Origin of the sequence: Colwellia sp. BRX8-7 (assembly GCF_014077275.1) — a bacterium.
Taxonomy (GTDB): domain Bacteria; phylum Pseudomonadota; class Gammaproteobacteria; order Enterobacterales; family Alteromonadaceae; genus Colwellia_A.
Genome location: NZ_JACGVP010000011.1, coordinates 16,953 through 43,362, shown reverse-complemented (window position 1 = coordinate 43,362; position 26,410 = coordinate 16,953). Strand labels below are relative to the sequence as shown.

Annotated in this window: 22 protein-coding genes; 12 read left to right on the top strand and 10 right to left on the bottom strand. The window is 39.0% G+C overall.

The genetic code is table 11. From position 1 onward, the window contains the following. Window positions 1–27: 27 nt before the first annotated feature. The 6 genes from alr to rpmE all read right to left on the bottom strand — a co-directional run bounded on the left by alr (window position 28) and on the right by rpmE (window position 5,260). Window positions 28–1,206 carry an alanine racemase gene (alr, locus tag H4J57_RS11995; RefSeq protein ID WP_182243058.1) on the bottom strand — a complete coding sequence of 393 codons (1,179 nt, stop codon included), beginning with the start codon at window positions 1,204–1,206 and terminating at the stop codon, window positions 28–30. Then, complete coding sequence (dnaB, locus tag H4J57_RS11990; RefSeq protein WP_070374997.1) at window positions 1,206–2,624, bottom strand: replicative DNA helicase; 1,419 nt, start codon at window positions 2,622–2,624, stop codon at window positions 1,206–1,208. The genes alr and dnaB overlap by 1 nt, the downstream gene beginning before the upstream one ends. Window positions 2,625–2,762: 138 nt before the next feature. Continuing rightward, complete coding sequence (locus H4J57_RS11985) at window positions 2,763–3,713, bottom strand: DUF4097 family beta strand repeat-containing protein (RefSeq protein ID WP_182243056.1); 951 nt, start codon at window positions 3,711–3,713, stop codon at window positions 2,763–2,765. A gap of 24 nt (window positions 3,714–3,737) precedes the next feature. Further along, window positions 3,738–4,274, bottom strand: a complete 537-nt coding sequence (locus H4J57_RS11980; RefSeq protein WP_182203265.1) for a hypothetical protein — start codon at window positions 4,272–4,274, stop codon at window positions 3,738–3,740. Further along, window positions 4,271–4,813 (bottom strand): RNA polymerase sigma factor, encoded by a 543-nt coding sequence (locus H4J57_RS11975; protein ID WP_182243154.1) that lies wholly within the window; start codon window positions 4,811–4,813, stop codon window positions 4,271–4,273. Before H4J57_RS11975 ends, H4J57_RS11980 begins: the two co-directional genes overlap by 4 nt. 234 nt (window positions 4,814–5,047) lie before the next feature. After that, window positions 5,048–5,260, bottom strand: coding sequence for a 50S ribosomal protein L31 (gene rpmE / locus H4J57_RS11970; protein WP_070374999.1), 213 nt, complete (start codon window positions 5,258–5,260; stop codon window positions 5,048–5,050). Window positions 5,261–5,515: 255 nt separating this feature from the next. Between rpmE and priA the strand changes: the two genes are divergently transcribed. From priA to H4J57_RS11945, 5 genes are all read left to right on the top strand, one after another. Then, window positions 5,516–7,732, top strand: coding sequence for a primosomal protein N' (priA, locus tag H4J57_RS11965; protein ID WP_182243054.1), 2,217 nt, complete (start codon window positions 5,516–5,518; stop codon window positions 7,730–7,732). A gap of 103 nt (window positions 7,733–7,835) precedes the next feature. After that, the gene (locus tag H4J57_RS11960; RefSeq protein WP_182243052.1) at window positions 7,836–8,390 is read left to right on the top strand and encodes an SPOR domain-containing protein; all 555 of its coding nucleotides are present in this window, start codon (window positions 7,836–7,838) and stop codon (window positions 8,388–8,390) included. A 133-nt stretch (window positions 8,391–8,523) separates the two neighbouring features. Further along, complete coding sequence (gene hslV / locus H4J57_RS11955) at window positions 8,524–9,042, top strand: ATP-dependent protease subunit HslV (protein ID WP_070375002.1); 519 nt, start codon at window positions 8,524–8,526, stop codon at window positions 9,040–9,042. A 61-nt stretch (window positions 9,043–9,103) separates the two neighbouring features. Next, the gene (gene hslU / locus H4J57_RS11950; protein WP_070375003.1) at window positions 9,104–10,432 is read left to right on the top strand and encodes an HslU--HslV peptidase ATPase subunit; all 1,329 of its coding nucleotides are present in this window, start codon (window positions 9,104–9,106) and stop codon (window positions 10,430–10,432) included. Between the two features lie 59 nt (window positions 10,433–10,491). Next, on the top strand, window positions 10,492–10,857 hold the full coding sequence (locus H4J57_RS11945; RefSeq protein ID WP_182176480.1) for a gamma-butyrobetaine hydroxylase-like domain-containing protein: 366 nt from the start codon (window positions 10,492–10,494) through the stop codon (window positions 10,855–10,857). Window positions 10,858–10,986: 129 nt separating this feature from the next. Here the strand turns inward: H4J57_RS11945 and H4J57_RS11940 are convergent, their stop codons facing one another. Further along, window positions 10,987–12,846 (bottom strand): methyl-accepting chemotaxis protein, encoded by a 1,860-nt coding sequence (locus H4J57_RS11940; protein ID WP_182243050.1) that lies wholly within the window; start codon window positions 12,844–12,846, stop codon window positions 10,987–10,989. A gap of 107 nt (window positions 12,847–12,953) precedes the next feature. Then, the gene (locus H4J57_RS11935) at window positions 12,954–14,954 is read right to left on the bottom strand and encodes a bifunctional diguanylate cyclase/phosphodiesterase (protein WP_182243048.1); all 2,001 of its coding nucleotides are present in this window, start codon (window positions 14,952–14,954) and stop codon (window positions 12,954–12,956) included. A 249-nt stretch (window positions 14,955–15,203) separates the two neighbouring features. On the opposite strand from H4J57_RS11935, the gene rraA reads away from it, so the two are divergent. Further along, on the top strand, window positions 15,204–15,689 hold the full coding sequence (gene rraA, locus H4J57_RS11930) for a ribonuclease E activity regulator RraA (protein ID WP_070375007.1): 486 nt from the start codon (window positions 15,204–15,206) through the stop codon (window positions 15,687–15,689). Window positions 15,690–15,740: 51 nt separating this feature from the next. On the opposite strand, the gene H4J57_RS11925 is transcribed toward rraA, so the two are convergent. Together H4J57_RS11925 and hutI are read right to left on the bottom strand one after the other, a co-directional pair. After that, complete coding sequence (locus H4J57_RS11925) at window positions 15,741–17,840, bottom strand: EAL domain-containing protein (RefSeq protein ID WP_182243046.1); 2,100 nt, start codon at window positions 17,838–17,840, stop codon at window positions 15,741–15,743. Window positions 17,841–18,080: 240 nt separating this feature from the next. Next, window positions 18,081–19,313 carry an imidazolonepropionase gene (gene hutI, locus H4J57_RS11920; protein ID WP_182214764.1) on the bottom strand — a complete coding sequence of 411 codons (1,233 nt, stop codon included), beginning with the start codon at window positions 19,311–19,313 and terminating at the stop codon, window positions 18,081–18,083. Between the two features lie 236 nt (window positions 19,314–19,549). Between hutI and hutC the strand changes: the two genes are divergently transcribed. The 6 genes from hutC (at window position 19,550) to H4J57_RS11890 (ending at window position 26,405) form a co-directional block, all read left to right on the top strand. Continuing rightward, window positions 19,550–20,272: a histidine utilization repressor gene (gene hutC, locus H4J57_RS11915; protein ID WP_182214766.1), complete on the top strand. Its 723-nt coding sequence runs from the start codon at window positions 19,550–19,552 to the stop codon at window positions 20,270–20,272. A gap of 64 nt (window positions 20,273–20,336) precedes the next feature. Then, window positions 20,337–22,019 (top strand): urocanate hydratase, encoded by a 1,683-nt coding sequence (gene hutU / locus H4J57_RS11910; RefSeq protein ID WP_182243152.1) that lies wholly within the window; start codon window positions 20,337–20,339, stop codon window positions 22,017–22,019. Window positions 22,020–22,107: 88 nt separating this feature from the next. Further along, entirely contained in the window at window positions 22,108–23,652 is a 1,545-nt protein-coding gene (gene hutH / locus H4J57_RS11905; RefSeq protein ID WP_182214769.1) for a histidine ammonia-lyase, read from the top strand. 394 nt (window positions 23,653–24,046) lie between these two features. Beyond that, window positions 24,047–24,499 carry an NfeD family protein gene (locus H4J57_RS20295; protein ID WP_182176489.1) on the top strand — a complete coding sequence of 151 codons (453 nt, stop codon included), beginning with the start codon at window positions 24,047–24,049 and terminating at the stop codon, window positions 24,497–24,499. Between the two features lie 44 nt (window positions 24,500–24,543). After that, on the top strand, window positions 24,544–25,461 hold the full coding sequence (locus tag H4J57_RS11895) for a slipin family protein (RefSeq protein ID WP_182176490.1): 918 nt from the start codon (window positions 24,544–24,546) through the stop codon (window positions 25,459–25,461). Then, window positions 25,461–26,405, top strand: a complete 945-nt coding sequence (locus H4J57_RS11890; protein WP_259366852.1) for an SPFH domain-containing protein — start codon at window positions 25,461–25,463, stop codon at window positions 26,403–26,405. Before H4J57_RS11895 ends, H4J57_RS11890 begins: the two co-directional genes overlap by 1 nt. The last annotated feature ends 5 nt before the right edge of the window (window positions 26,406–26,410 follow it).

The following is a 26,410-nucleotide window of genomic DNA, read 5'->3' as shown; positions in this document are numbered from 1 at the left end:
AGTTTACTTAGTATTTAAAAAAGACCTTTACTGCGCTGACAAGGTGATTTGTACACGGCGAGTAATATTACATAAGAGCTCATAGGGAATGGTAGTTGCACATAGCGCTATTTCGGCAACAGATAATTGCTCTCCCCACAAAGTCACAACATCGCCAACCTGTTCTTGTGCATTTATCCCTAAATCAACAGTGATCATATCCATTGATACTCTTCCTACCAAAGGAACCCTTCGTCCATTGACCAAAACAGGTGTGCCATTTTTAGCATGCCGAGGGTAACCATCACCGTAACCAATGGCAACAACACCAATAATAGTCTTTTGCTCACTTGTCCAAGCATTACCGTAACCGACTGATTCGCCAGCGGCTAATTCACGTACGGCGATCAAACTTGACTTCAGCGTCATTACTGGCAGAACATCCAAGGTTATATCTTTATTGTGCAAAGCACTCTCTGGCGCACAAGTTGATAAATTTGCTGCGCTAGTTTCAAAGGGTAAAGGAGAAATCCCGTATAATAATAACCCGGGGCGAAGCCATTGGTAATGGCTTGCTGGCCATGCACAAATACCGGCAGAGTTTGCCAATGTTCGTTCTTCGTTACAGCCTGACGTTACTTTTTCAAAGAGTGATATTTGTTGGCGAGTCGCCTGATTGCTTTTATCATCAGCACAACCTAAGTGACTCATTAGCACAATATTTTTTTGCACGTTTACTGAGTCCGTTAATTGCTGATAAAAATGGCTAAACTCCTCTGGATTTATGCCTAAACGGTGCATACCGGTATCGATTTTTAGCCAAACCTTTAACGGAGAAGGAAGCGTTGCCGATAAAAGAGCATCAAGTTGTTGATGGTTATGAATAACCGTTTGTAAATTATTGACCGCAAGTATCGCTAAGTCTTTTGCATTAAAAAAACCTTCGAGCAAGACAATCGGTTGAGTAATACCTGAAGACCGTAATGCCAGCGCTTCATCAATTCTTGCCACTGCAATAGCATCAGCGGTGATCGATGAATGACCGTGTTCATTTATTTTAGCTTGCTCAGAAAACAATGCGTGCGCAATGCGTTCAAGGCCATGGCCATAGGCATTAGCTTTTAAAACGGCTAGCACCTTTGCTGTCGGTGCAAGTGATTTTATCTGCGCTAAGTTGTGCTTGAGCGCAGATAAATTAATAATTGCCGTTGCGGTCGTTAATGCCATTAATCTTCATCTAATACATGCGGGCCGGCATAATTATCAAAACGAGAAAACTGTCCTTGGAAAGTCAACGGAACACGACCAATAGGGCCGTTACGTTGTTTACCAATAATAATTTCTGCCATACCTTTAAACTCTGAATCATCGTGATAAACCTCATCACGATAGATAAACATGATCAAATCGGCATCTTGCTCAATAGAGCCTGATTCACGAAGATCCGAGTTAATCGGCCGTTTATCTGAGCGTTGCTCCAAACTACGGTTTAGCTGAGACAGTGCCACAACCGGCACTTGTAATTCTTTAGCTAATGCTTTTAATGACCGTGATATTTCGGCAATCTCTAAGGTGCGGTTATCAGCAAATTGTGGCGCGCGCATCAACTGTAAGTAATCGATCATGATCATACTTATACCACCGTGATCACGGGCAATGCGGCGCGCACGAGAGCGAACATCGGTTGGCGTTAAACCAGCGGCATCATCAATAAACATCTTACCTTTATCAATAAGTAACCCCATGGTTGATGATAAACGCGCCCAATCTTCGTCACCTAATTGCCCCGTACGAATTTTGGTTTGGTCAATACGGCCTAATGAGGCTAGCATTCTCATCATCAGTTGTTCTGCAGGCATTTCTAAACTAAAAATCAATGCGGGTTTATCTTCAGTCATCGCCGCGTTTTCTGCGATGTTCATCGCAAAGGTAGTTTTACCCATTGATGGACGTGCAGCAACGATAATAAGATCTGACTTTTGAAAACCAGCGGTCATCTTATCTAAATCAGAAAAGCCACTAGAAACACCGGTAACACCATTATTTGGCGATGAACAAAGTTGTTCAATACGATCGACTGTTTTTTCTAGTACTGAGGTTATGTTTTCTGGCCCTTCGGACTTGTTAGCCCGTTGTTCCGCGATAGCAAATATTTTAGTTTCAGCAAAATCGAGAAGCTCTGCACTAGCACGGCCTTGAGGATCATAACCCGCTTCAGCAATTTCATTTGCCACACTGATCATTTCACGAGTAACTGCACGTTCACGAACGATGTCGGCATAAGCGGTGATATTGGCCGCACTGGGTGTATTCCTCATCATTTCGGCAAGGTAAGCAAAGCCACCAGCATCTTCAAGTCGTTGCTCGTTTTCTAAAGCTTCAGATAAGGTAATTAAATCAACAGGGTTGCCTAGTTCAATTAACGCAGCTATGGTTTCAAAAGTAATACGATGTGAACGACTATAAAAATCCTGAGCGACAACACGTTCGCCAACACGATCCCACGTCTCGTTATCGAGCAATAAACCGCCCAATACAGATTGCTCTGCCTCAAGCGAATGAGGTGGAACTTTTAAAGCATTCATTTGACTATCTTGAGAATACTTTTTATCTTTGAAAAATTTATTTGGCTTGCGCTCTGCCATTTATATACCCTAAAACTCTATCGCAAATGCGAGATTAAAACTTTTGGTAGGTTAGCAGAATTTACTTTGAAACAGAATATAAATACGAGCCAGAAAGCGCCCTAACTCGTTCTATTTTCAATGCCAGAGTCATAAAAATTAATTGCTGACGCTAATATTGCCATTTACCGTATTTACACGTACGTTCGCGTTGGCACTACCGGTTTCAAAGTCTAATTTTGAGCTTGGTCCATACTTAGCTTTATTTGATTTTTGCGTGGTAATTTTATTAGTGATTTGACCACCAGCACTGGCTGATAACCGGAAGCTTGCTTGAACATTTTTCTGTAGCTTTAATGCTAAACCGCCACTAACACTAGACATCTTAACGACACCACCATCATTTAACGATAACGTTGCTGAAAGATCGCCACTGACATTTGCAACGGTAAGTTCGTCAATCTCATTTAATCCTATGTTAATATCGCCACTGACATTTTCGATCGTCACTTCTTTTGCTGTTGATTGCGCGTCAATTTCACCACTGACCACGCGCAAACTTAAACGTCCACGTGACTGACGATCTTTAATATTACCGCTAACACTCGACAAACTCACTTTCCCTGATAATTTACTACTGTTAATATCACCACTAACTGAAATTAATTCAATGCGTTCACTCAAATTTACCGCTTTGATGTTACCACTTACTGTTTTTGCTTCGGCGCTGGCATGCAAGTTATCAAAATTAATATCACTGGCAATCCCCTCAAAACTGACACGAATGTTTTTAGGCATATGAATCGTTAATACTGAGCCTTTAGCATTGTTACCCCAGAAGTTGTTGCTATGATTTTCAAGCTCAACCTTAATTTTCACACGCGATCCTTGTTGCTTAAAGAGTAAACCTTCGGCGTCGTCTTCCAATTCTCCCTTTATCGAAATAGTGTTTTTATCCCAACCAATAACCGTAATATTACCGCGTAAATTTTCAATATTTACACTACTGACATCACTGACCAGTAATGACTTGTCTATCTGCTCACCCGCAAAGCTTGAACAAGCGGCTGAAAATAACATCATCGGAATAACTTTTTGTAAAACTCTCATAACTACCTCTTTATAGTGTTATCTTTAAATACTCTGCCATTTAGGGCTGTATAGTTGGCTTAATAGATCTAATTCTTGTTTTTGGGTCCAACGTAATAAATTAAGTAAATCATTATTACTTGGGTCTTCATTTAGAGCCTTTTCAATCGTAGCTTGGGCTGAGCTTAGGTTTATTAACTCTTGTTGAATTTCTTTTGGCAGTGCCGATATTTTAGGCTGGCCAAAGCTAATCAACATCGATTGCTTGGTGTGCTTAAAATTTTCTTGCATTGCAGTTACTAAGGTCAGGGGTGAGTTATTTTGTTGCGCTAAATCCAGCGGCTGTTCTGAAAATTGAGGCGAAAAAGAAAACCAAGTAGCCAATACTGCGAGCACTAAAGATGCCGCCCATGCTGTAGGCATAAACACTTTTTTCACCGGTGATACAAAAACGGGTTTGTCTTGTGTTTTAACTTCAATTGCACGTTCAATACCAGCCCATAAATCACGTTGTGGTGTCATTTCATCAGGTAATTTTGCCAGTGCTTTTTGTAAAGCTTGCTCTGATAATAATTTATTCATATCTCGATCCACTCCATTAACAAATTTCTAGCTCTATGGTATTGCGCTTTACTAGTACCTACTGCCATGTCGAGCATATTTGCAATTTCTTCATGGCGATAACCTTCAACCGCGAACAACACAAAAACTAAGCGAGCTCTTTCAGGTAAACGAGCGATATGTTTATCTAATTCGGTTAGACCCGAACTATCTGGCATTTCTACGGCAATATCTGCCATGGTTTGATCTTCGATACTAAAGATACGTTGCAACCAGTTTTTATGTTTGCGCAAGTGTCCAAGTACAATATTGTTGGTGACACTGTGTAACCAAGTAGAAAATTTACTTTCACCACGAAAATTAGCTATTTTTTGCCATAGTTGTACAAAAACCTCTTGGCAAACATCCTCGGCACTATCTTTATCTGCAAGCATACGCCAGCAAATAGCATAAACTTTACGATGATACTGCTGATAAAGTTGATAAAAAGCCTGCTGATCACCCTGCTGTGCTCGACTAATAATTGCACGTTCTTTTGCAAGGTTTACAGCAATATGGATCGGCGGTTCAGCACAGTTTTTAATGTTAATAACTTTCGGATTATCCAAAGGTTAACTCTCAATAATGGTGTCGTTATAAAGTAAGATACAGTATTTATGAAAAGGGTTTAAAGAAAAGCGAAAAATATTATATTTTTTGAGATCACGGCAAAGCTGAATGGTATTTCAATGGATTTTAGGCATAAAAAAAGCGTCTTACGACGCTTTTTTTTACATTTTGATTTTAGCGCAAAATTACTTGCTGCTAAGTGCACCAAAACGTTTGTTGAATTTATCAACACGACCACCGGTCTCAGCAGCTTTTTGTTTGCCCGTGTAAAATGGGTGACAAGCTGAACATACGTCTAAGTGAATATCTTTTTTCGCTGTAGAACGAGTTACGATGATGTTACCGCAAGAACAAGTTGCCTTGAACTCAACATAATTAGGATGAATACCGTCTTTCATAGAAACCTCTGTATAAGGCCGTATCGCCACTTAGTCAGTCATTATTGCTGCTAAGCACCATACGAGTTAAAAATAATGGAGGCGAATTTTAAATCATCGACACATGCTTAGCAATAGCCTAATGACACTAATTGCTAAAAAATGAACAATTAATCCGTTAAGGTGATTAAAGTTAAACTTTCTATAAAATCGTACTTGGCATATTAACAACAAGTCGGCAGAATAAGCTTAATTATTGTCAAAAAAGTACTCGTTATGCAGGTTAGTTATATTCAAGTCGCTATTCCTGTTCCTATGCGTCAGTTATTTACTTATATCGTGCCACAAACCATCAGTGATGACGAGATTCAAATAGGCGCACGAGTGATCGTGCCTTTTAGTCATAGAGAAGTTATTGGTATTATTATAAGTACCAGTGAAGTCTGTGATATTGACGACAAAAAACTTAAGCCGATTATTGGCTTAGTCAATGACAACTTTCGTTTTCCTCCCGCGCTGTTAAAGTTTTTACTGCGCTGTGCTGATTATTATCATCACCCGATTGGAGACGTACTACAACTGGCTCTTCCCGTGTTGCTTCGTCAAATTGAGCAACCTACTATTGATTTAGCGACCACTTGGCATTGTTTCTTGCTTGAGCAAGACAGTGAAGAAAAGCTGGTATTAGAAAAAATAGTTAAGCGAGCCCCCAAACAAGCCGAACTGTATAATGTCATTAAAACCCACCCGGGGCTAACTTGGGCAGAAATTAGAACACTAGGCTATACAAAAGCACAATTAAATACGCTTGAAAAGAAAAAGTTAATTGAAGAAAGGCAACAAAAAGCTGAAACCTTTGTCTATCACCAAGACGCTTTAGCTGAGAATGAAAAGCTAACCTTAACCGTTGAACAAGCGGTTATTGTCTCAGCGGTGAAAGCGTCCTTTGAGCAGTTTTCTTGTCATTTAGTAGACGGTGTCACCGGCAGTGGTAAAACCGAAGTTTATTTACAAGCGATGGAAAAAACTCTCGCCGCCAATAAACAAGTACTGGTATTAGTGCCTGAAATTGGTCTAACACCACAAATGCTCAGTCGGTTTGAACAACGCTTTAATTTACCTATTTGTTTGCACCACTCAGGATTAAACGACAAAGAACGTTTACAAACTTGGCTGGCTGCACAACGGGGCACCGCCGCAATAATTATTGGCACGCGTTCAGCTGTTTTTGCACCGCTACATCATTTAGGTTTAATTATTGTTGATGAAGAGCACGATGGCTCTTTTAAACAACAAGACAGTTTTCGTTATCACGCGCGCGACATTGCTATTTTACGCGCGGGTCAGTTAAATATTCCCATTGTACTCGGTAGTGCCACGCCTAGTTTAGAAACGCTACAAAATGCATTGTCGGGTAAATATCAATATCATCAATTAACTAAAAGACCCGGTCAAAGTACTCAAGCCAAAATCAGTCTTATTAATGTTGCCCAACAGCAAATGGAACATGGCTTATCAGGTACGTTAAAAAAGGCGATTGAAACAACACTTAAACGCGGTGAACAAGCCTTAATATTTTTAAATCGCCGTGGTTATGCGCCAGCGATTAATTGTCAAGAGTGTCACTGGGTAGCGGATTGTCAGCGTTGTAATAAACCTTATACTTTGCACCAAGGGAAAAAATTATTAATTTGTCACCACTGTAGTAGTCAAAAGCGTATCCCATACCAGTGTCCTAGTTGCGGAAGTGTCCGTATTAAACCTATGGGACAAGGTACAGAACAATTAGAAGAGCGCATCGGCGAACTTTTTGCTGACTATAGTACCGTAAGAATCGATCGCGACAGTACTCGTAAAAAAGGCGAATTGGCAAAATTATTACAAGAAGTCAGTGATAAAAAACATCAGTTACTGATTGGTACACAAATGTTGGCAAAGGGGCATCACTTCCCTGATGTAACACTGGTTGCAGTGTTAGACGTTGATGGTGCACTCTTTAGTTTTGACTTTCGTGCCGCCGAGCACATGGCACAATTATTAGTGCAAGTTGCTGGCCGTGCAGGTCGAGAAAGTAAGCCCGGCAAAGTATTAGTACAAACCAACTTCCCTGAACATCCATTACTGCAAGATTTAGTCAACAACGGTTACCCACACTTTGCTAAATATGCGTTAACTGAGCGCAAACAGGCCTTATTACCACCGTTTAGTTATCAAGCACTTTTTCGGGCAGAAGCTAACTATCCTTCTTATCCTGAAAAATTTCTCAGTGCATTAACCGAATTTACTTTTGATGGCTGCCAATTTGCCGGTCCGGTGCCAGCTGCGATGGAGAAAAAAGCAGGTAAATATCGCTATCATTTAATTGTACAAGCTAAATCACGCAAGCAACTTCATCTTGCTATTTATCAGCTGATTAACGCTATTTCTCAGAATGAATGGCAGAAAAAAGTACGCTGGACAGTAGATGTTGATCCACTTGATTTAAGTTGGTAACTTTAAGTAATAAGCCTTCTGTTACAATTTTCTTTTTAAACTAGTGTCATTTCCTTACCACTTGGTTAGAATTACCCGACGTTTACCGGTATATTATTATTTCATGGCTCATCAAGATTACGTTTCCCGCGCACAAAACAAAAAGAAAAGTCCCTATAAAGGCAAGGTAGCGCCTAAACCAACCTTCACCTTAAAATTTAAGTTTTTACTCTTTTTAGTCATATTATTGATCGGTGGTTTTATTTATGGATTATGGTCAATTAAAGACAATAAACCGCAAGTCTCTCCCGTGAAAATAGTCAAAGAAGACGCACAAGCGGTGAAAGAAAAAGCATTACCCGCTCCACCAAAAGAGATATGGGCATATGTTGACAACCTAAAGAGTAAAGAAGTTGAAGTGGGTAAATATGAAGTTAAGGATAAAGGACCGTATAAGATGCAGTGCGCATCGTTTAGAACGATGAGACAAGCCGAAGTATTAAAAGCCAATATTGCCTTTACTGGCTTAACGGCTCAAATAAGTGAATCTAAAGGTAAAAACGGTATTTATTACAAAGTGTTTTTAGGTCCTTATGAGCGTAAACGTGAAGCAGAAAAAGACAAACATAAGCTAAAAAGTAATAATGTTAATGGCTGCCAAATTTGGCTTTGGAAATAAAATCCAACGGATTAGTGAACAATAAATTAGTCTGATTGACATAATAGACACATTTATCTAGCTCCCTCCTTGAAAAAGTCATAATTAGCCTTATCTATTCTTCATAGATATAAATAAATATTTGAGGTTAATTGTGACAACTATCGTATCCGTAAGACGTAATGGCAAAGTAGCAATTGGTGGTGATGGCCAAGTATCGCTTGGAAATACCGTAATGAAAGGTAATGCTCGCAAAGTTCGTCGTTTATATAACGGCAAGGTCCTTGCTGGTTTTGCTGGCGGCACTGCTGATGCTTTTACTTTATTTGAGCGCTTTGAAAGTAAACTTGAACAACACCAAGGCCATTTAACTAAAGCCGCTGTTGAGCTTGCTAAAGATTGGCGAAGTGACCGCGCCTTAAGAAAGTTAGAGGCTTTACTTGCTGTTGCAGACGAAACAGCTTCATTAATCATCACCGGCAATGGCGATGTTATACAACCAGAGAATGACTTAATTGCTATTGGTAGTGGTGGTAACTTTGCACAGTCGGCAGCAACTGCACTGTTAGAGAATACCGAGCTTTCTGCGATTGAAATTGTTGAAAAGTCGTTAAAAATCGCTGGCGACATTTGTGTATTCACCAATCATCAACATACGATTGACGAGCTATAAAGCTCGACTTTCGTCTCGCTTAGTAAGTGTATCAAATAAGTAAAATGCTTAAGGAATTATCATGTCGAATATGACACCACGTGAAATAGTCAGTGAATTAGACAGCCACATTATTGGTCAAAGTGATGCCAAACGTGCTGTAGCCATCGCCTTAAGAAATCGCTGGCGCAGAATGCAGTTAAACGAAGAGTTACGCACCGAAGTTACTCCTAAAAACATTCTAATGATTGGTCCAACGGGGGTTGGTAAAACAGAAATAGCAAGGCGTCTGGCCAAACTTGCCAACGCTCCTTTTATTAAAGTTGAAGCAACTAAATTTACCGAAGTCGGTTATGTTGGTAAAGAAGTCGAAACGATCATTCGTGACTTGGCTGATATGGCAATAAAGATGACCAAAGAGCAAGAAATGGCTCGGGTAAAACATATCGCCGAAGAAGCCGCTGAAGAACGAATTTTAGATATATTATTGCCACCACCACGAGACGGTTTTGGCGCTGATGGAGCTACGGATAATAGCAGTACTCGTCAAGCTTTTCGCAAAAAGTTTCGTGAAGGTCAACTTGATGATAAAGAAATAGAATTAGATTTAGCTGCCCCACAAATGGGGGTTGAAATAATGGCTCCTCCTGGTATGGAAGAAATGACTTCGCAGCTGCAAAATATGTTTCAGGGCATGTCTAATGAAAAAACCAGTAAGCGTAAATTAAAAATTAAAGATGCTTTTAAAGCGTTGCAAGAAGAAGAAGCCGCCAAAATTGTTAACAATGACGATATCAAAGAGAAGGCTATTTATGCGGTAGAGCAAAATGGCATCGTTTTTATCGATGAAATTGACAAGATTTGTAAGCGTGGTGATAGCTCAGGTCCTGATGTTTCTCGCGAAGGGGTACAACGAGACTTACTACCACTGATTGAGGGCTCAACAGTAAGCACTAAGCATGGCATGATTAAAACAGACCATATTTTATTTATTGCTTCAGGCGCATTCCAGATGGCAAAACCATCTGATTTGATCCCTGAATTGCAAGGTCGATTACCAATTCGTGTCGAGTTACAAGCGCTAACTACCCATGATTTTGTTAGAATTTTGACTGAGCCAAACGCATCATTAACTGAACAGTATATTGCTTTGTTGGCAACAGAAGGTGTACATGTTTCTTTTAGTGAAGATGGCATTCAGGCAATCGCTAATGCCGCATGGCAAGTTAATGAAAGTACAGAAAACATTGGCGCAAGACGCTTACATACTATGATGGAACGTTTAATCGAAGACCTATCATTTAATGCTGATAAGCGTGCTGGGGAAGTCATTATAATTGATCAAAAATACGTAGATGACACTATTTCTGAATTAGTTAAAAATGAAGATTTAAGCCGTTTTATTCTATAGAAAGAAAAGAGTAGGAAGTTAACTTCCTACTCTTTTAGCCAATATAAGCGCAGGAATTAATGAAAATCATTCAGTTTACGCTTGATCGCAAGCAAAAAAAATTAACCCTTAATTTTGATAGTAACCTTCAACTTAGCTTCTCCTTTGAATACCTAAGAGTATTTTCTCCCGTAGAAACGAAAGCTAAAAATGGCGTTAAAATACCAGAAGTGTTTCATAAAAAAGACGTGCTATTAACTGATATTGAACCGCTAGGTAAGCATGGCCACCGCTTAGTATTTGATGACAAGCACGGCGCTATTTTCACTGACCAAACATTCAAAAATCTCTTTGATAATTACGACATTAATTGGCAAAGCTATTGTTCAAGTTTAACCACAAGCCAAAATAGAGAAGCGTCGATTAGTTTTGTTGAAGTGAAATAAAATAGAATAAGTTAACACGAACATTCAAGATGGTTTTTATTTAGCGAATTTTGCCTAGTAATAACTAGACAGAGATAACGTTTTCTCTTGAAAATACCTGTTCGGTATCTTCAAGAGAAAAGTATATTTCTAAACTTTAAACTGACTCACTTCATTATTCAACACTGCCGCTTGCTGAGATAACTCTTCACTCATTTGTGCATTTTGATGAGATATTAGCCCGGCTTGTTCGGCGACGTCTCTTATCTCAACCACATGTTGATTAACTTCAGAAGCGACCGTACTTTGCTCTTGAATGGCTGATGCGATAGCTGTATTCATTTCCATGATGGTTGAAACATCATAGGTTATTTCTTCTAGCATTTTACCCGCTGAGCTTGCTTGGTCAGCGCTGTCTTGCCCTTGTGTTCGACAAATAGCCATATGAGAAACAATTTCTTTGGTTCGTCCTTGCAATGAACTAATAATCGTTTCAATTTCTTGTGTCGAATCTTGAGTCCGACTGGCTAATGTTCTAACTTCATCAGCAACCACAGCAAAGCCACGCCCTTGTTCACCCGCCCTGGCTGCTTCGATAGCCGCATTTAACGCCAGTAAGTTTGTTTGCTCTGCTATGCCTCGAATAACATCTAATACTGAACCAATAGTATCGCTATCTTTAGCAAGTTCGTGCACTATATTTTCTGACTCCCTTAACTTTTCAGAAAGCTCATCAATTTTCGCAATAGTTTGCTCAACCCCTTCTTTACCACTAATCGCATTATTATTGGTTGCTTCAGCTTTACTCGCAGCGGCATTGGTATTATTAGCAATTTCATCAACGGTCGCAACCATTTGAGTCACCGCGGTAGCGACCATATCCGTTTGTTGAATTTGTGAGTCGACTCCGGCATTAGCAAGGTGAATATTTTTTGATAAACTATCTGTTGCTTCGTGCACAGTATCAACAGAAAGGTTAACGGCCGTAATTAAGTTTCTAAATTTACCCAGCATATTATTAAAAATAGTGGCCATTTCGCCGAGTTCATCATCACTGTGAGTAGATACGGTCAACGATAAATCCTGAGTATCAGCCACTTTTTTCATGGTCTCGTTTAGCTGATTTATGCTTAATAAAATACTTCTACTGACAAAAAAGGCAAAACTGATGGCAATAAGTAATATGCTAAAAAAGACACTGTAGGCAACCAAGTCAACAAATTTGGTGTGCTCAACAACCTCATTTTTACTCAGTAAAACAAGTTTATCTAAAATTTCATCCACTTGATGAACAGCGTTACGCATATCACCTTTTAAACCTTCTTTAGCGGTGAAACCAAGCCGTTTTTGTCCGGCAACAAAGTCTGTAAATGCTTGTTCATAGAGAGAGATATTATCAATAGCTTGTGATTTAGCATCACTGGATAAATTGCTTACATTTATGTCTTGAACAAAAGAACTGGCATTATTATTCCAACGGTCGACGTATTTCGTATCGAGACGTAACATAAAGTCTTTCTCATTGCGTCTAAGTTGTAGCATATTGCTCAGCAATTTATAGTCACTATTACCAATCGACTCTTCAACTACATGAACAGCAGATCTTAATGAGCCGTATAGACCGTCGGTTGAAGATAAACCAAGATCTTTTTGTGCATCAACTAAGTCTTTAAAGAACTGTTGATAATCATTTAGCACAGCGCGAAGCTTATTTAATTCAGGAAGGTCTTTGCCTATCGTTTCGTAAGCTTGCTCAAGTGAACTAATATTTCTTATAAGCTCAGCATAATTTTCACTAAACGCCTCAAAATACTTGATATCTTTTCTAGCTAAAAAATCCTTTTCATTACGACGCAACTGTAAAATTTCGGTTTCGATATTGCCAATTTCTCGAGCAATTTTTATATCAGTTTCCAAAGACGACATAGTAAAATTAAGTAAGCCCAACATAAAGACCATTGATAAAACCAAAATACCGGTGTTAGCAATAAGCTTGTGCTTGATTAGCATAAAGGAGATCCTAAAAATATTAATAGATTGATATTTTTAGTATAGGTAGAAAATTAAAATTTGAAACAAATTTATATGTTTTTTTATATGAAATAATAAGATGATAATTATCGGGCAAAGTATTTTTTCAATGCTTCTTCGGGTATAGGTTTACTGATGTAATATCCTTGAACAGCATCACAGCCAATGTTGCGTAATACCCTTAGTTGTTCTTCGGTTTCAACTCCCTCGGCTAAAACACGCTTACCTAAACCATGAGAAAGTTCAACCATAGATTTAACAATCGTTAAATCTGAATCATTACTTGCGACTTCTTCAATAAAACTCCGATCAATTTTAATTTTGTCGATCGGCAGTTTACGCAGGTATGCCAATGAGGAATACCCTGTACCAAAATCATCAATTGAAACTTTTATGCCCATATTTTGCAAAATAACAATGGTATTCATTGCTGTTGCGATTTCAGTCATCACAACATTTTCGGTAATTTCTAAATCTAAACATCTTGGTGTAATTTGATATTTAAAAAGTAAGGCTTGGATATTTTCAATCAATTTTGGATCTTGAAATTCAACGGCGGTAATATTAACCGCTATGGTCACTCGTCGATGATATTCTTTTTGCAAACGTGCAATAGTTTGGCATGCTCGTTCAAGCACATAACTGTCTAGCTCACTAAGCAGGTTAAGCGATTCAATATCAGGTAAAAAACTTGCGGGTTGTAATAAACCACGTTCTTGGTGTTGCCAGCGAACAAGCGCTTCGAAGCCTTCTATACGATTATTTAATAAGTTAAGCTGTGGTTGAAAATAGAGTACAAATTCATTGTTTTCAAAACCATCGCGAATTTCTTTTTCCATGGCAAGTAATCTTCGACCATGCGATTGCATTCCCGTTTTATATTTAACCGTCGCCACATTTTGACTTTCAGCTTGCGCTAAGGCTAAATTAGCTTTCTGCAATAAATCTTCAGCTAATAGCCCATCCCCAGGATATAAACAATAACCAACAGAGCATTGTAATAATACTTTATGTTGTTTGATATGGTACGCCCGACTTATTAAGCCGTGTAAATGTTCTATTGCAGCCGCTTGTTGCTTTTCGTCAACACCATCAATAATAAAAGTAAAAGAATCACCACTTAATCGTCCAACCACCTGGGGTAAAAAAATACTTTCATCAAGTCTACGCGCTATTTCACCTAAAATAGCATCCCCAACCTTAAGCCCGTATGTATCATTTACAAATTTAAAGCCTTTAATATCTAGTAAAAAAACCGCTAAATTTTGTTGATTACAGGCGGTTTTTTCGATGATTAAAGGCAGTTTCTCCATGACTTGTTGTCGGTTTAACGCCCCGGTTAATGAATCGTGCTTACCTAAATATTGAGCCTTATTCATCGCAGAGGTCGCAATACTTCGCTCTGCCCCTTGCATCCAAATAAGCATAGTAAATGCTAATAAAGTAAAGGCACCCAAATCAAAATAAATCAGTACTTCTGCTAATGGCCTAAACCAATACTCATTGATAAGTACAATAGAAAGAAAGGAAAATAAAACGTACCTGCCCCCCATAATAAGACTATAGATAATAAAAATATGTGCAGAAAAATATTTTTTTGGCAAGTTATATAGATAAAAGGCCGTTAGCAATAAACTACAGCCCATCACAAATGCAGGTAAACTCTCTCGCAGGTAAAAGCGGTTATAAACCTCGTTAACATCAAATCCATAGAGTAACGTTGCCGTTAGTGCGAACAAAGCACTGAGTATAAAGATGCTATTGGTGATTTTTTTAGAAATATTTTTTTTTGAAACTGCGCTATATATTCCGAGTAAAAGTGCGCAGAGATGAAAATAAAAACTAACTTGAATACCTACTGTAAGAAGAACTTTCTCTAAGGCGATAACACTGAGGTCGGTAAGTTGGGTTTCAATGGCAAGGCAAAGTTGATGGGCACTTAAAGAAAATAGGCCCACCGTCCAGTAGCTAACATACTGTCGACCTATCCCCCGATAATACAGCAAAAAAAATGTAGCAAGTAAGCCAAAAACTACGGCTTCAACAGAAAATAATAGACCGTGATAAAAGTCTTTCTCACCTACCATGTTATATTCTCTATTAAGTTGCGGGCGACCATTAAATATTCTTTTGCTTAGCAATACAAGACAGTCGCTATTATTATTTGCTGATTATACGGTTATTTACCATTGAATATATTTCACACAACGTTTGTACATCGAGCTATACTAGCAGCCAATCGATTAAATTTTTTCACACTTTATGTTTACTGTTGCCGTGAGCAAAAATTTAGTAGCATAGGTATAAGCATTCAATCATAGCATTAAGGAAAAATCATGGAATACAACACCTCAGAGCTTTGTAATATTTATGCCGACCTAATTGATGTTGTTGATCCTATCTTTTGTAATTATGGCGGGCGCAGCTCTTTTGGTGGTCAAGTTGTTACCATTAAGTGCTTTGAAAATAATGGTTTAATAGCACAAATTGTAGCGACAGATGGACGAGGAAAAGTACTTGTTATTGATGGTGGTGGCTCAACACGTAGGGCACTGATTGATTTTAACATTGCTGAACAGGCCGCTAACAATGCTTGGGAAGGAATTGTTTGCTATGGAAGTGTCCGCGACGTAGATGCAATAGAAGAACTCGACTTAGGTATTCAAGGCTTAGTCTCTATTCCTGTCGGTGCTAGCGACCAAGATATTGGCGAAAGTGATTTAGCAATAAACTTTGCTGGGGTAACATTTCTCCCTGAAGACCACATTTATGCTGACAATACTGGTATTATTTTGTCACCAGAGCCGTTAGACATTGAATAAATCATCTAGACTTTACATTCAGTAAGTTACGCCCACTGACTTAAATTTGGCTCACTTAGCTGGCTCACTATGTGGATATTGTTCGAGCCAACGTTGCGTCCAAATTTCAATTTCATCAAAAACAACCCCACGACTTAAATATCTACCCTGAGCATATTCACCACCCATTGATATAAATGCTTGTTCAATATTACTGTTATTAATTGAGGTGCCAATAAGGGGGAGTTTCATTGCCCGGGTTAAATTGATTAGCGCATTAATAATGGCCTTATCTGAGCTACCACTCTCAATATTATTATCACTATTACCCAACAAGCCACAATTAATTTTTACTTGATGGATACTCAGCTTTCGTAAGTATCGTAATGATTCATAGCTGCCTGAAAAATCTCCTATCGCGATCTTTATATTTAAAGATTTCAGCTGATCAATGATCGCTTTTGCTCTTTGGCTAGCAGATAAAATTAGCGCTTCTTTAAACTCGATAATTAAAGAATTTGTATTAATACTATATTCTTTAGCTTGCAAAACAATGTAGTCAATTAATGCCGGTTCAAGTAACTCTTTACTAGCAAAGGTAATGGTTACTGGCTTTTCAAAACCTACCTTTTGTAATTGAGCAATGGCCTTACATGCTTCAACAATCATCTGCTTTGTTAATAGATAGATATCGCCACTATGCTCGGCAATATCGACAAATTGGTTGAGTGCACGAGGTGTTTGATCACCGCAATACCAATGCACCTCCATGTGAAAGCCTACTACTTTTTTATTTGCTAGACCTATTTGTGGTTGTAAATACCAATGTAATTTTTCATCGGCTATATCTTGTTTTAATTGTTCCATACGCTGTAATTGTTGTTCGGTATAGAGTGCACTATTGTGGTCAAAGTAACTAACAACTTGTTGAGTTTGTTCTGAAACGAGTAAGGCATCTTCAGCAAATGAAATAACCTCACTGACACTATGACTGTATTCACCCATATAAGCAGCACCAAAAGCCAATTCGAAATTGAGAGAAAAACTTTTAAAACTCATTGCACTCGGCACAGCAGCCATAAGCTCACGGCAAAGCTGGTCAACTTTAGTATGGTCAGGATAGTTGTCAGTACTCAAGTCTAGCACCACTAAAAAGTGTAACCCTTGTAGCCGAGCGATTTTTATCGGTGATTGTTCATCTGAAAAGTTAACTAATAAAATATTTTCAGCGACTTTTTTCTGTAAACAATACGCTAATTGTAATAATAAAATATCAGAATTATGGTGACCTAAAACGGTGTTAACCGCTTGAAAGTTTACCGGCTTAAAAACAATACTCACAAAGCGACTTTTAGGCTTCTGCTTTATAACATTGTCTAGTTTTTCCAAGGCTTGCTGATAACAGGGTAAATTTGTTGCTGGGTCTAACAAATATGCTGTTGATATTTTTTGACGAATATCATCGCTATTATTAAGTTCGACGCGAATGGCTTGCACTAAATACCAACAACCATTGACCAAAGCGGCTAGATAAGAAATAACGATTGCCGACACTAACCAAACAACACTGATAAAAGCATTTAACCACGCGAAAAGAATAACCACGAAACAAAGATGTATAAACCACTGTGCCGTTAATCTCACACTACTAGGCTCTTTAATTTTTTTTGATGAAAGCACCGTAACGCCAGCACATGCAAGCACCAGTAAACTTGCCGCCAGCCAGGCTAAATAACCATCAATATCGGGTAAAAACCATAAACTAAAAACAAAAGATACCGCTGTTGCGACAACAATAAAATTGATTAAATAATTTACTTTTTCTGCCGGTTGAGAATAAGTGCTTCGTAGCCAAAAAAATAACACCGAAGAAAAAATCATGGCTGATGAAAGTATCAATTCACTTTGATAGCTTTTTGGATAAGCCAAGGCATAAAGCATCAATAAAACACTCAGAGAAATCAGTAAGGGGTAACGAAGACGAATGTTTTTTAAGGGCTTAACTAAGGCGATAATTAATATAACAGGAAACATTAACCCCAAAACAAAGGCAATATTAAATTCAGCAAAAGAAAAAGAGGCGGCTTGTGCCGTACTCGAAAATAAAAACAAGCTTAACACTAGCATCAAAAAACCAGTGAGTGATAAGCGCGTCGAGCGAAAGTGTTTCATATAAAGCCTTTTACCTAATGACAACAAACCTATACGATTGATGAGTTTAACTAGGAAATTAGATCAATTATTGCAATGCCAAACGGGGTTTATAACTAAACACCATTAGACGAACCTGCGTATTGAAGTAGAACGGATATATATTAAGACTAAGCAATATAGTGAAGTTTGTATAGGGTGTTTTTAACTAGGCTTATCGCAGAAAAAATTATCGCCTGAATATAAGCCCATTTAATGAAATTAAATGGCTTTATTACCCGCTACAAATAATTCACTCAGTGGGTTTACGCCAAATTGATAACAAAGTTCCGCTGGTTGCTCTATATTCCACAAGGCAATATCTGCATCAAAGCCAAGCGCAAGCTGACCTTTATTAGCTAAACCGAGTGCTTTAGCACCATAACAAGTAACACCAGCTAGTGCTTCTGCCGGTGTTAATCGAAAGAATGTGCATGCCATATTAAGCATCAGTTGAATATTATGAATGGGTGAGGAACCGGGGTTTGCATCGGTAGCAATCGCCATTGGCACTTGATACTTGCGTAATAATTCCATTGGCGGTAATTGTGTTTCACGAAGAAAATAAAAGGCTCCGGGTAACAGTACTGCAGTCATGTCTGCATCTTTCATGGCTTTAATACCGGTTTCATCTAAAAATTCGATATGATCAGATGAAAGCGCATTATATTTTGCCGCTAATGCGGTAGCGCCTAAATTTGATAATTGCTCAGCGTGAACTTTTATCGGTAGATGATGCTTTTGAGCCGCAGCAAAGACACGTTCTGTTTGTACTAAACTAAAACCAATACTTTCGCAAAAAACATCAACCGCATCGGCTAGTTTACCTTCGGCAATAATGGGTATCATTTCATCACAGACTAAGTCGACATATTCATCGGGATTATCTTTGTATTCAACAGGTAAAGCATGAGCGCCAAGGAAAGTCCGCTTAATAGTAACAGGCAGTTTTTCAGCTAACTGCCCTGCTACTTTAAGCATTTTAATTTCGTTTTCTGTATCAAGACCATAACCCGATTTAATTTCAATACTGGTCACACCTTGTTGATGTAATGCAGTTAACCTGGGTAAGGCACTGGCTAATAATTCACTTTCACTGGCTTTGCGTGTGGCAGATACTGTTGAGACTATGCCTCCGCCGGCATTAGCAATTTCTTGATAACTTTTCCCGAGTAAGCGCATTTCAAATTCATTGGCTCGGTTACCGCCATAAACGATATGAGTATGACAATCAACGAGTCCGGGCGTTAACCATTTGCCTTTTCCATCAATAACCCGTACTGATTTTTCATCATATGGGGGTAAAGAAGTTTCAGCGCCTAACCAAGCAATTTTACTTCCACTTATTGCTAAAGCACCATTTTCAATCGCACCATAGCTGTTAGCGCCATCAGTCATAGTCGCTAGATTTACATTAATGAAGAGAGTGTGCCAAGCAGAAGAATTAATCGTCATAATAGATCCAAAAGGTGATTTTAACGCTAAACTTTTAACCAGCGTTTATATCAAAAGATGGCGGCATTATAAGCGTAGTGTTTGATTGCTAATAACGCTACTTTACGCGATAGAGAATAGACAAGCAAGCTTGTATATACAAGTATTGACATCAGCACTAATAAATGAGATTGTATATACAAGTTATAGCGTTAAGACGACAACAGTCTTATAAACAATAAACCTAGCGAATTAACATGACTAAAGTAAAAACAGCAAAATTTACCGTAATAAAGCAGCATATTTGCCAAAAAATTGAATCTGGCGAATGGCAACAACATGCAAAAGTCCCTTCTGAAAATGAACTCGCGGATCAATTTTCAGTAAGTCGTATGACAGCAAGACGTGCTTTACAAGAACTTACCGAGCAAGGACTATTGATTCGTTCGCAAGGCTCAGGCACTTTTGTTGCAACGTTTAAGTCACAGTCTTCGTTATTAGAAATTCGTAATATCGCTGATGAAATTCAAGAGCGAGGTCATCGACATCACGCTAAACAGCTGACCTTAAAAGCGGTTGCTGTTAACGAAGAAATCGCTATTTTACTTAACTTAAAAACTAATTCAATTAATAGCGTGTCAGTTTTTTATTCTGAAGTACTGCATTTTGAAAATGATCAACCGATTCAACTCGAACAACGTTTTGTTAATAGCGACTTAGTAAAAAATTATTTACAGCAAGACTTCACGCAAATAACGCCTCACGAATATTTATCAAGTGAAGCACCATTAACAGAAGCAACACACGAAATAGAAGCTGTATTAGCAGAAGCCTATATTTGCCAATTACTTCATATAGAAGAATCAATGCCTTGCTTACAAGTAAAACGTCGTACTTGGTCAAGTAAAGGGGTGGTCAGTTTAGCGACCTTAACCTCTCCAGGTAATAAGTATCGTTTAGGCAGTCACTTAAAATTCTAAAGAAATAATCATCCTTTTTACAACCCATAGTTAGGAAAACATCATGACTATCGAAAATACCTCAATAGACCCAAGATTAGATACAAGCCGAGTGATCAGAGCCGATCGTGGTAATAAAATTACCGCAAAAAGTTGGTTAACCGAAGCGGCTAAACGCATGTTAATGAATAACCTTGACCCTGAAGTTGCTGAACACCCGCAATCATTAGTGGTCTATGGCGGGATCGGCCGTGCCGCACGCAACTGGGCTTGCTATGACAAAATTATTGAAGTATTAAATCGTTTAGAAGATGACGAAACCTTAATGGTGCAATCAGGCAAGCCGGTTGGTGTATTTAAAACCCACTCAAATGCGCCACGTGTTTTAATTGCTAACTCAAACCTAGTGCCAAACTGGGGTAATTGGGAACACTTCAACGAGCTCGATAAAAAAGGCTTGATGATGTATGGCCAAATGACTGCGGGCTCGTGGATTTACATTGGTTCACAAGGTATTGTGCAAGGTACTTATGAAACCTTTGTCGCGATGGCTAAGCAACACTTTGGCGGAAGCGCTAAAGGTAAGTGGGTACTTACTGGTGGGTTAGGCGGTATGGGCGGTGCACAACCTCTCGCAGCAACTATGGCTGGTTTCTCAGCATTAGTGGTTGAATGTGATGAAACCCGAATCGACTTTCGTATCAAAACTCGTTATGTAGACAAAAAAGCAAAAACGCTAGATGAAGCTTTAGTCATGATCAACGAAGCATGTGCTAGAGGTGAAGCGATATCTGTTGGTTTATTAGGTAACGCCGCTGACGTTTTTCCTGAATTAGTAAAGCGTGGTATCACACCCGATGTAACCACAGATCAAACATCAGCACATGATCCATTAAATGGCTACCTTCCACAAGGTTGGACCATGGAATACGCAGCAGAGATGCGCTTAAAAGACGAAGCTTTTGTAGTAAAAGCGGCGAAAAAATCAATGGCGATACAAGTACAAGCCATGCTCGACTTACAAGCGGCAGGTTCTGCAACAACAGATTATGGCAACAACATTCGTCAAATGGCTTTAGATGAAGGGGTTACAAATGCTTTTGACTTCCCCGGTTTTGTACCTGCATATGTTCGTCCCTTATTTTGTGAGGGCATAGGTCCTTTCCGCTGGGTAGCATTGTCTGGCGATCCAGAAGATATCTATAAAACCGATGCAAAAGTTAAAGAATTGATCCCCAATAATCCTCATTTACACAATTGGTTGGATATGGCTCGTGAGCGTATCGACTTTCAAGGTCTACCAGCACGTATTTGTTGGGTTGGTTTAAAAGACCGTGCGCGTTTAGCGTTAGCCTTTAACGAAATGGTTAAAACTGGCGAATTATCTGCCCCCGTTGTTATCGGTCGAGATCACTTAGATTCAGGTTCAGTTGCTTCACCAAATCGAGAAACTGAAAGTATGTTAGATGGCTCAGATGCTGTTTCTGATTGGCCATTACTTAATGCCCTACTTTCAACGTCTGGTGGTGCTACTTGGGTAAGCATACATCACGGAGGTGGTGTTGGTATGGGCTTTAGCCAACATTCAGGTGTGGTTATTGTTGCTGACGGAACTGACGAAGCAGCACAGCGTATTGGCCGCGTTTTATGGAACGACCCTGCGACAGGTGTTATGCGTCATGCCGATGCGGGTTACGATATAGCCGTTGATTGTGCAATAGAGCAAGGCCTTGATTTACCTATGATTGAAGGCGCTAACGGTAAGTAACTTTTTCTTCGTGGCTGACGTAATGACTTAATGCAGCCACATTAAAGAAAACTCATTTAACGAATTAATTAGAATTAACGAGAAATACATGTCAGATATAAGCACATTAAACATTATTCCAGGGCAATTAACCCTAGCGCAATTACGCAACGTCGTTAAATACGAAGGTATTCAATATAGCCTTGACGAGAGTGCCTTTGATGCGATTCATCAAAGTGCTGAAGCGGTACAACAAGTTATCCGTGAAAACCGTGTCGTTTATGGTATTAATACCGGCTTTGGCTTATTAGCCAGCACACGCATAAAGACAGAAGAGCTAGAATTATTACAACGCTCTATCGTACTTTCTCACTCAGCGGGTTTTGGCGAATATATGGAAGATGCCACGGTACGCTTAATGATGGTGTTAAAAATCAATTCATTGTCACGTGGCTTTTCAGGTATACGTTTAAAAGTCATCCAAGCCTTAATCACTCTGCTTAATGCTGAAGTCTATCCTTGTGTACCCAAAAAAGGTTCAGTTGGCGCATCTGGCGATTTAGCGCCACTTTCACATATGGTTTTACCTTTACTAGGTGAAGGTGAAATGTCGCATGACGGTGAAGTCATTACCGCCCTTGAAGGTTTAAAAATTGCAGGTCTTGAACCGGTAACACTTGCCGCGAAAGAAGGTTTAGCGCTACTTAACGGTACACAAGCATCTACGGCTTTTTCTTTGGAAGGTTTATTTCACGCTGAAGATTTATTTGCTGCTGCTGTGGTTATTGGCTCAATGTCTGTTGAAGCCGCATTAGGTTCACGTGCCCCTTTTGACGATCGCGTTCACCAAGTACGTGGGCAAATAGGCCAAATAGATGCAGCAACCGCTTACCGTTATGTTTTAGATACAAACTCTGAAATTGGTGGCTCTCATGTTGATTGTGAAAAAGTACAAGACCCTTATTCATTACGTTGTCAGCCACAAGTGATGGGGGCATGTTTAACACAAATTCGTCAGGCTGCTGAAGTGCTTCATATCGAAGCCAATGGAGTAACGGATAATCCACTGGTTTTTGCAAATGAAGGTGATTTTATCTCGGCAGGTAATTTCCACGCTGAACCTGTCGCTATGGCTGCTGATAATTTAGCCCTCGCCATTGCCGAAATAGGTTCGTTGTCTGAACGTAGAATGGCACTATTGATTGATGCAAACTTAAGTAAACTCCCTCCATTTCTTGTAGATAACGGCGGTGTTAACTCAGGTTTTATGATAGCTCAGGTGACCTCAGCAGCTTTAGCATCAGAAAATAAATCGTTAGCTCACCCTGCTTCGGTTGACAGTTTACCAACATCGGCTAACCAAGAAGATCATGTATCGATGGCTTGCTTTGCTGGTCGTCGTTTAGCTGATATGGCAGAAAATACCAATGGTGTCTTGGCCGTAGAGTATTTAGCCGCCGCGCAAGGTTTAGACTTTAGAGCTCCTCTTAAAGGTGCTGAAAAAGTTGAATTAGCCAAAGCTATTTTACGTCAAGAAGTAAGCTTTTATGATAAAGATAGATACTTTGCACCCGATATTGCAGAAGCCTCAGATATTATTGCTGATGGTGAATTAAATCAATTAATACCCGCTGGTATACTACCAAGCTTCTAGTATTTAATAAAAATATAAAAAATAAAGCCCGTTAATGAAAGTTAACGGGCTTTATATGTTCAGGATGAACGGTATGCTGTGATCACATGGATGTAAAAAGTAAAGCAACGTATATTTCTGCTAGGTACGCGCATTCACCTTATTAATACTTTCCTGTATATCAATCTTTGAGACAAGGATATCAGAGCCAGACTAACGTAAGGAAGTTACCTGATAACCTAGACTTAACTAGTAAATATAATTCAATAACAAACTTGACATAATATGTCATAGTTGCTAACTTTATTTTTACAGAAGTGATCATAAATTTTACCTCTTCATAATAATATAACAACAGTATCTATATTTTTTTAACCTGTTAATCTATTGAAGTATTAATAACAAGGAGTTAGCGGTGGAATACATACTTTTCTTTGAAACATGGATTGTTCTAGCCATATTATTTGCTTGCGCAGAAATTTTTGTTCCCGGTGGTATCCTCTTAAATTTAGGTATTGCCTCATTATTAGTCGCTATTGGTGTACAACAACAATTACTCGATACTTGGACTCTAACTTTAACGACTTGGTTTATTCTTGCTTCATTTTTACTCTTTGTACTTTATTTTGTCACTGAGCGGTTTTTCAGTGGTGAATATACCGTTGAAAATATTTATGAAGAACTAGACATATATGGAAAAGAAGTAACGGTTATAGAAAAAATTGGACCAGGCACTCATGCTGGTCGTGTAGAATTTCAAGGCACTACTTGGACAGCACTGAGCGACGGTTCAGAGTTACAAGAAGGTAGTCACGCCACTATTGTTTGTAAAGAAAATATCTCTTTGGTTGTTGAACCGATAAAGTAACAACAACAAAATTATCATTCTAACTAAAAATATGGGAGCAACCTATGCTAGCCACACTCACCTTTGTCTTTCTTGGATTACTGTTTATCGTTGTCAAACTGGTCCTTATTGTGCCAATGAAAGAAGTTTGTATTATCGAACGTTTAGGTAAATTTCGCGCAATAATGCAACCTGGATTACATTTTCTTATTCCTTTTATTGACCGTGTCGCTTACCGTCATGAAACAAGAGAACAAGTCTTAGACATCCCTTCTCAAAGCTGTATATCTCGCGATAATATTCAAATTGAAGTCGACGGCTTAGTTTATATTCAAGTTATGGACGGTGCCAAAGCCAGCTATGGTATAGAAGATTACCGCCGGGCTTGTGTGAATTTAGCGCAAACCACTATGCGTAGTGAAATTGGCAAGTTAAAACTCGGACAAACGTTTTCAGAACGAGACACCCTTAACGAAACGATTGTCCGTGAAATAGACAAAGCATCGGATCCTTGGGGCATCAAGATGTTGCGTTACGAAGTTAGGAATATCACACCTTCTGCTAATGTCATTCATACCCTTGAAAAACAAATGGAAGCCGAGCGAAAAAAACGTGCTGAAATTACATTAGCGGAAGCTGACAAAGAGTCGACAATAAATTTATCAGAAGGTGAGCGTCAAGAAGCCATTAATATTTCAGAGGGTGATAAACAACGACAAATTAATGAAGCGCATGGTTTTGCAAAAGAAATTGAAATACTAACGCAAGCCACCGCAGAGGGCATGAACATGATTGCCAAAGCGTCAATGGCTCCGGGTGGCGACAAAGCAATAAAAATGCGTTTACTAGAGCAATTCATTAAACAAACTGGGTCTATTTTAAAAACTGCAGATGTCTCAATTATGCCTGCTGAAATGGCGAAATTAGAAGGCTTTTTCGAAGGCATGGACAAAGTAACGCAAACCGTTCAAGGAGCAAAATAATGATCCAGCAAACTATAAGTAATATGGGTGGCAGTAACCTTGATATCGTGGTGCTGGCTATTTGGGGCGCTATATTTCTCTTTCTAGCCTACAAATTTGTACAAGCTATTTGCTTAGTACCAACAAAGTCTGCCTATGTCGTTGAACGTTTAGGCAAGTACCGCTGTACCTTAGAAGCAGGCTTTCATCTTTTATTGCCATTTATTGACCGCGTGGCTTTTATTCAAGATTTAAAAGAAGAAACAATCGACGTACCACCGCAAGAATGTTTTTCAAAAGACGAAGTGAATGTTGAAGTAGATGGCGTTATTTACATCGAAGTCATTGATTCATTAAAAGCAAGCTACGGTATCACTGACTATCGTTTTGCCGCGATGCAATTAGCACAAACCACGACACGTTCGGTTATTGGTACCTTAGACTTGGACAGAACCTTTGAAGAGCGTGATGTTATCAGTGCTAAAGTGGTAGAAGTATTGGATAAAGCAGGCGAAAGTTGGGGAATACGTGTTCATCGCTATGAAATAAAAAATATAACACCACCTGATACTGTTAAAAATGCCATGGAGTTAGAAGTTAATGCAGAGCGTGAACGCCGGGCAATTCTAGCAAAGAGTTTAGGTGATAAGGCGAGTCGTATTAACCGTTCAGAAGGTTTAATGACTGAAATGATCAATATTTCAGAAGGTGAAAAACAACGTCGTATAAATTCTGCGGAAGGTAAAGCGGCACAAATAATTGCTATTGCGCAGGCAACTGGGGATTCAATCGCTAAAATAGCGATAGCCATTGAGCAACCGGGTGGACAACAAGCACTTGATTTACAATTAACCGAGCAGTACCTTCAACAAATGCAAGGCTTAAGCCAGGCAAACAGAAAAGTTATTTTACCGGCAAACTTACTTGATTTTAAGCAGTGGTTAGCCGTATCAGGTATTAAATAATAGCT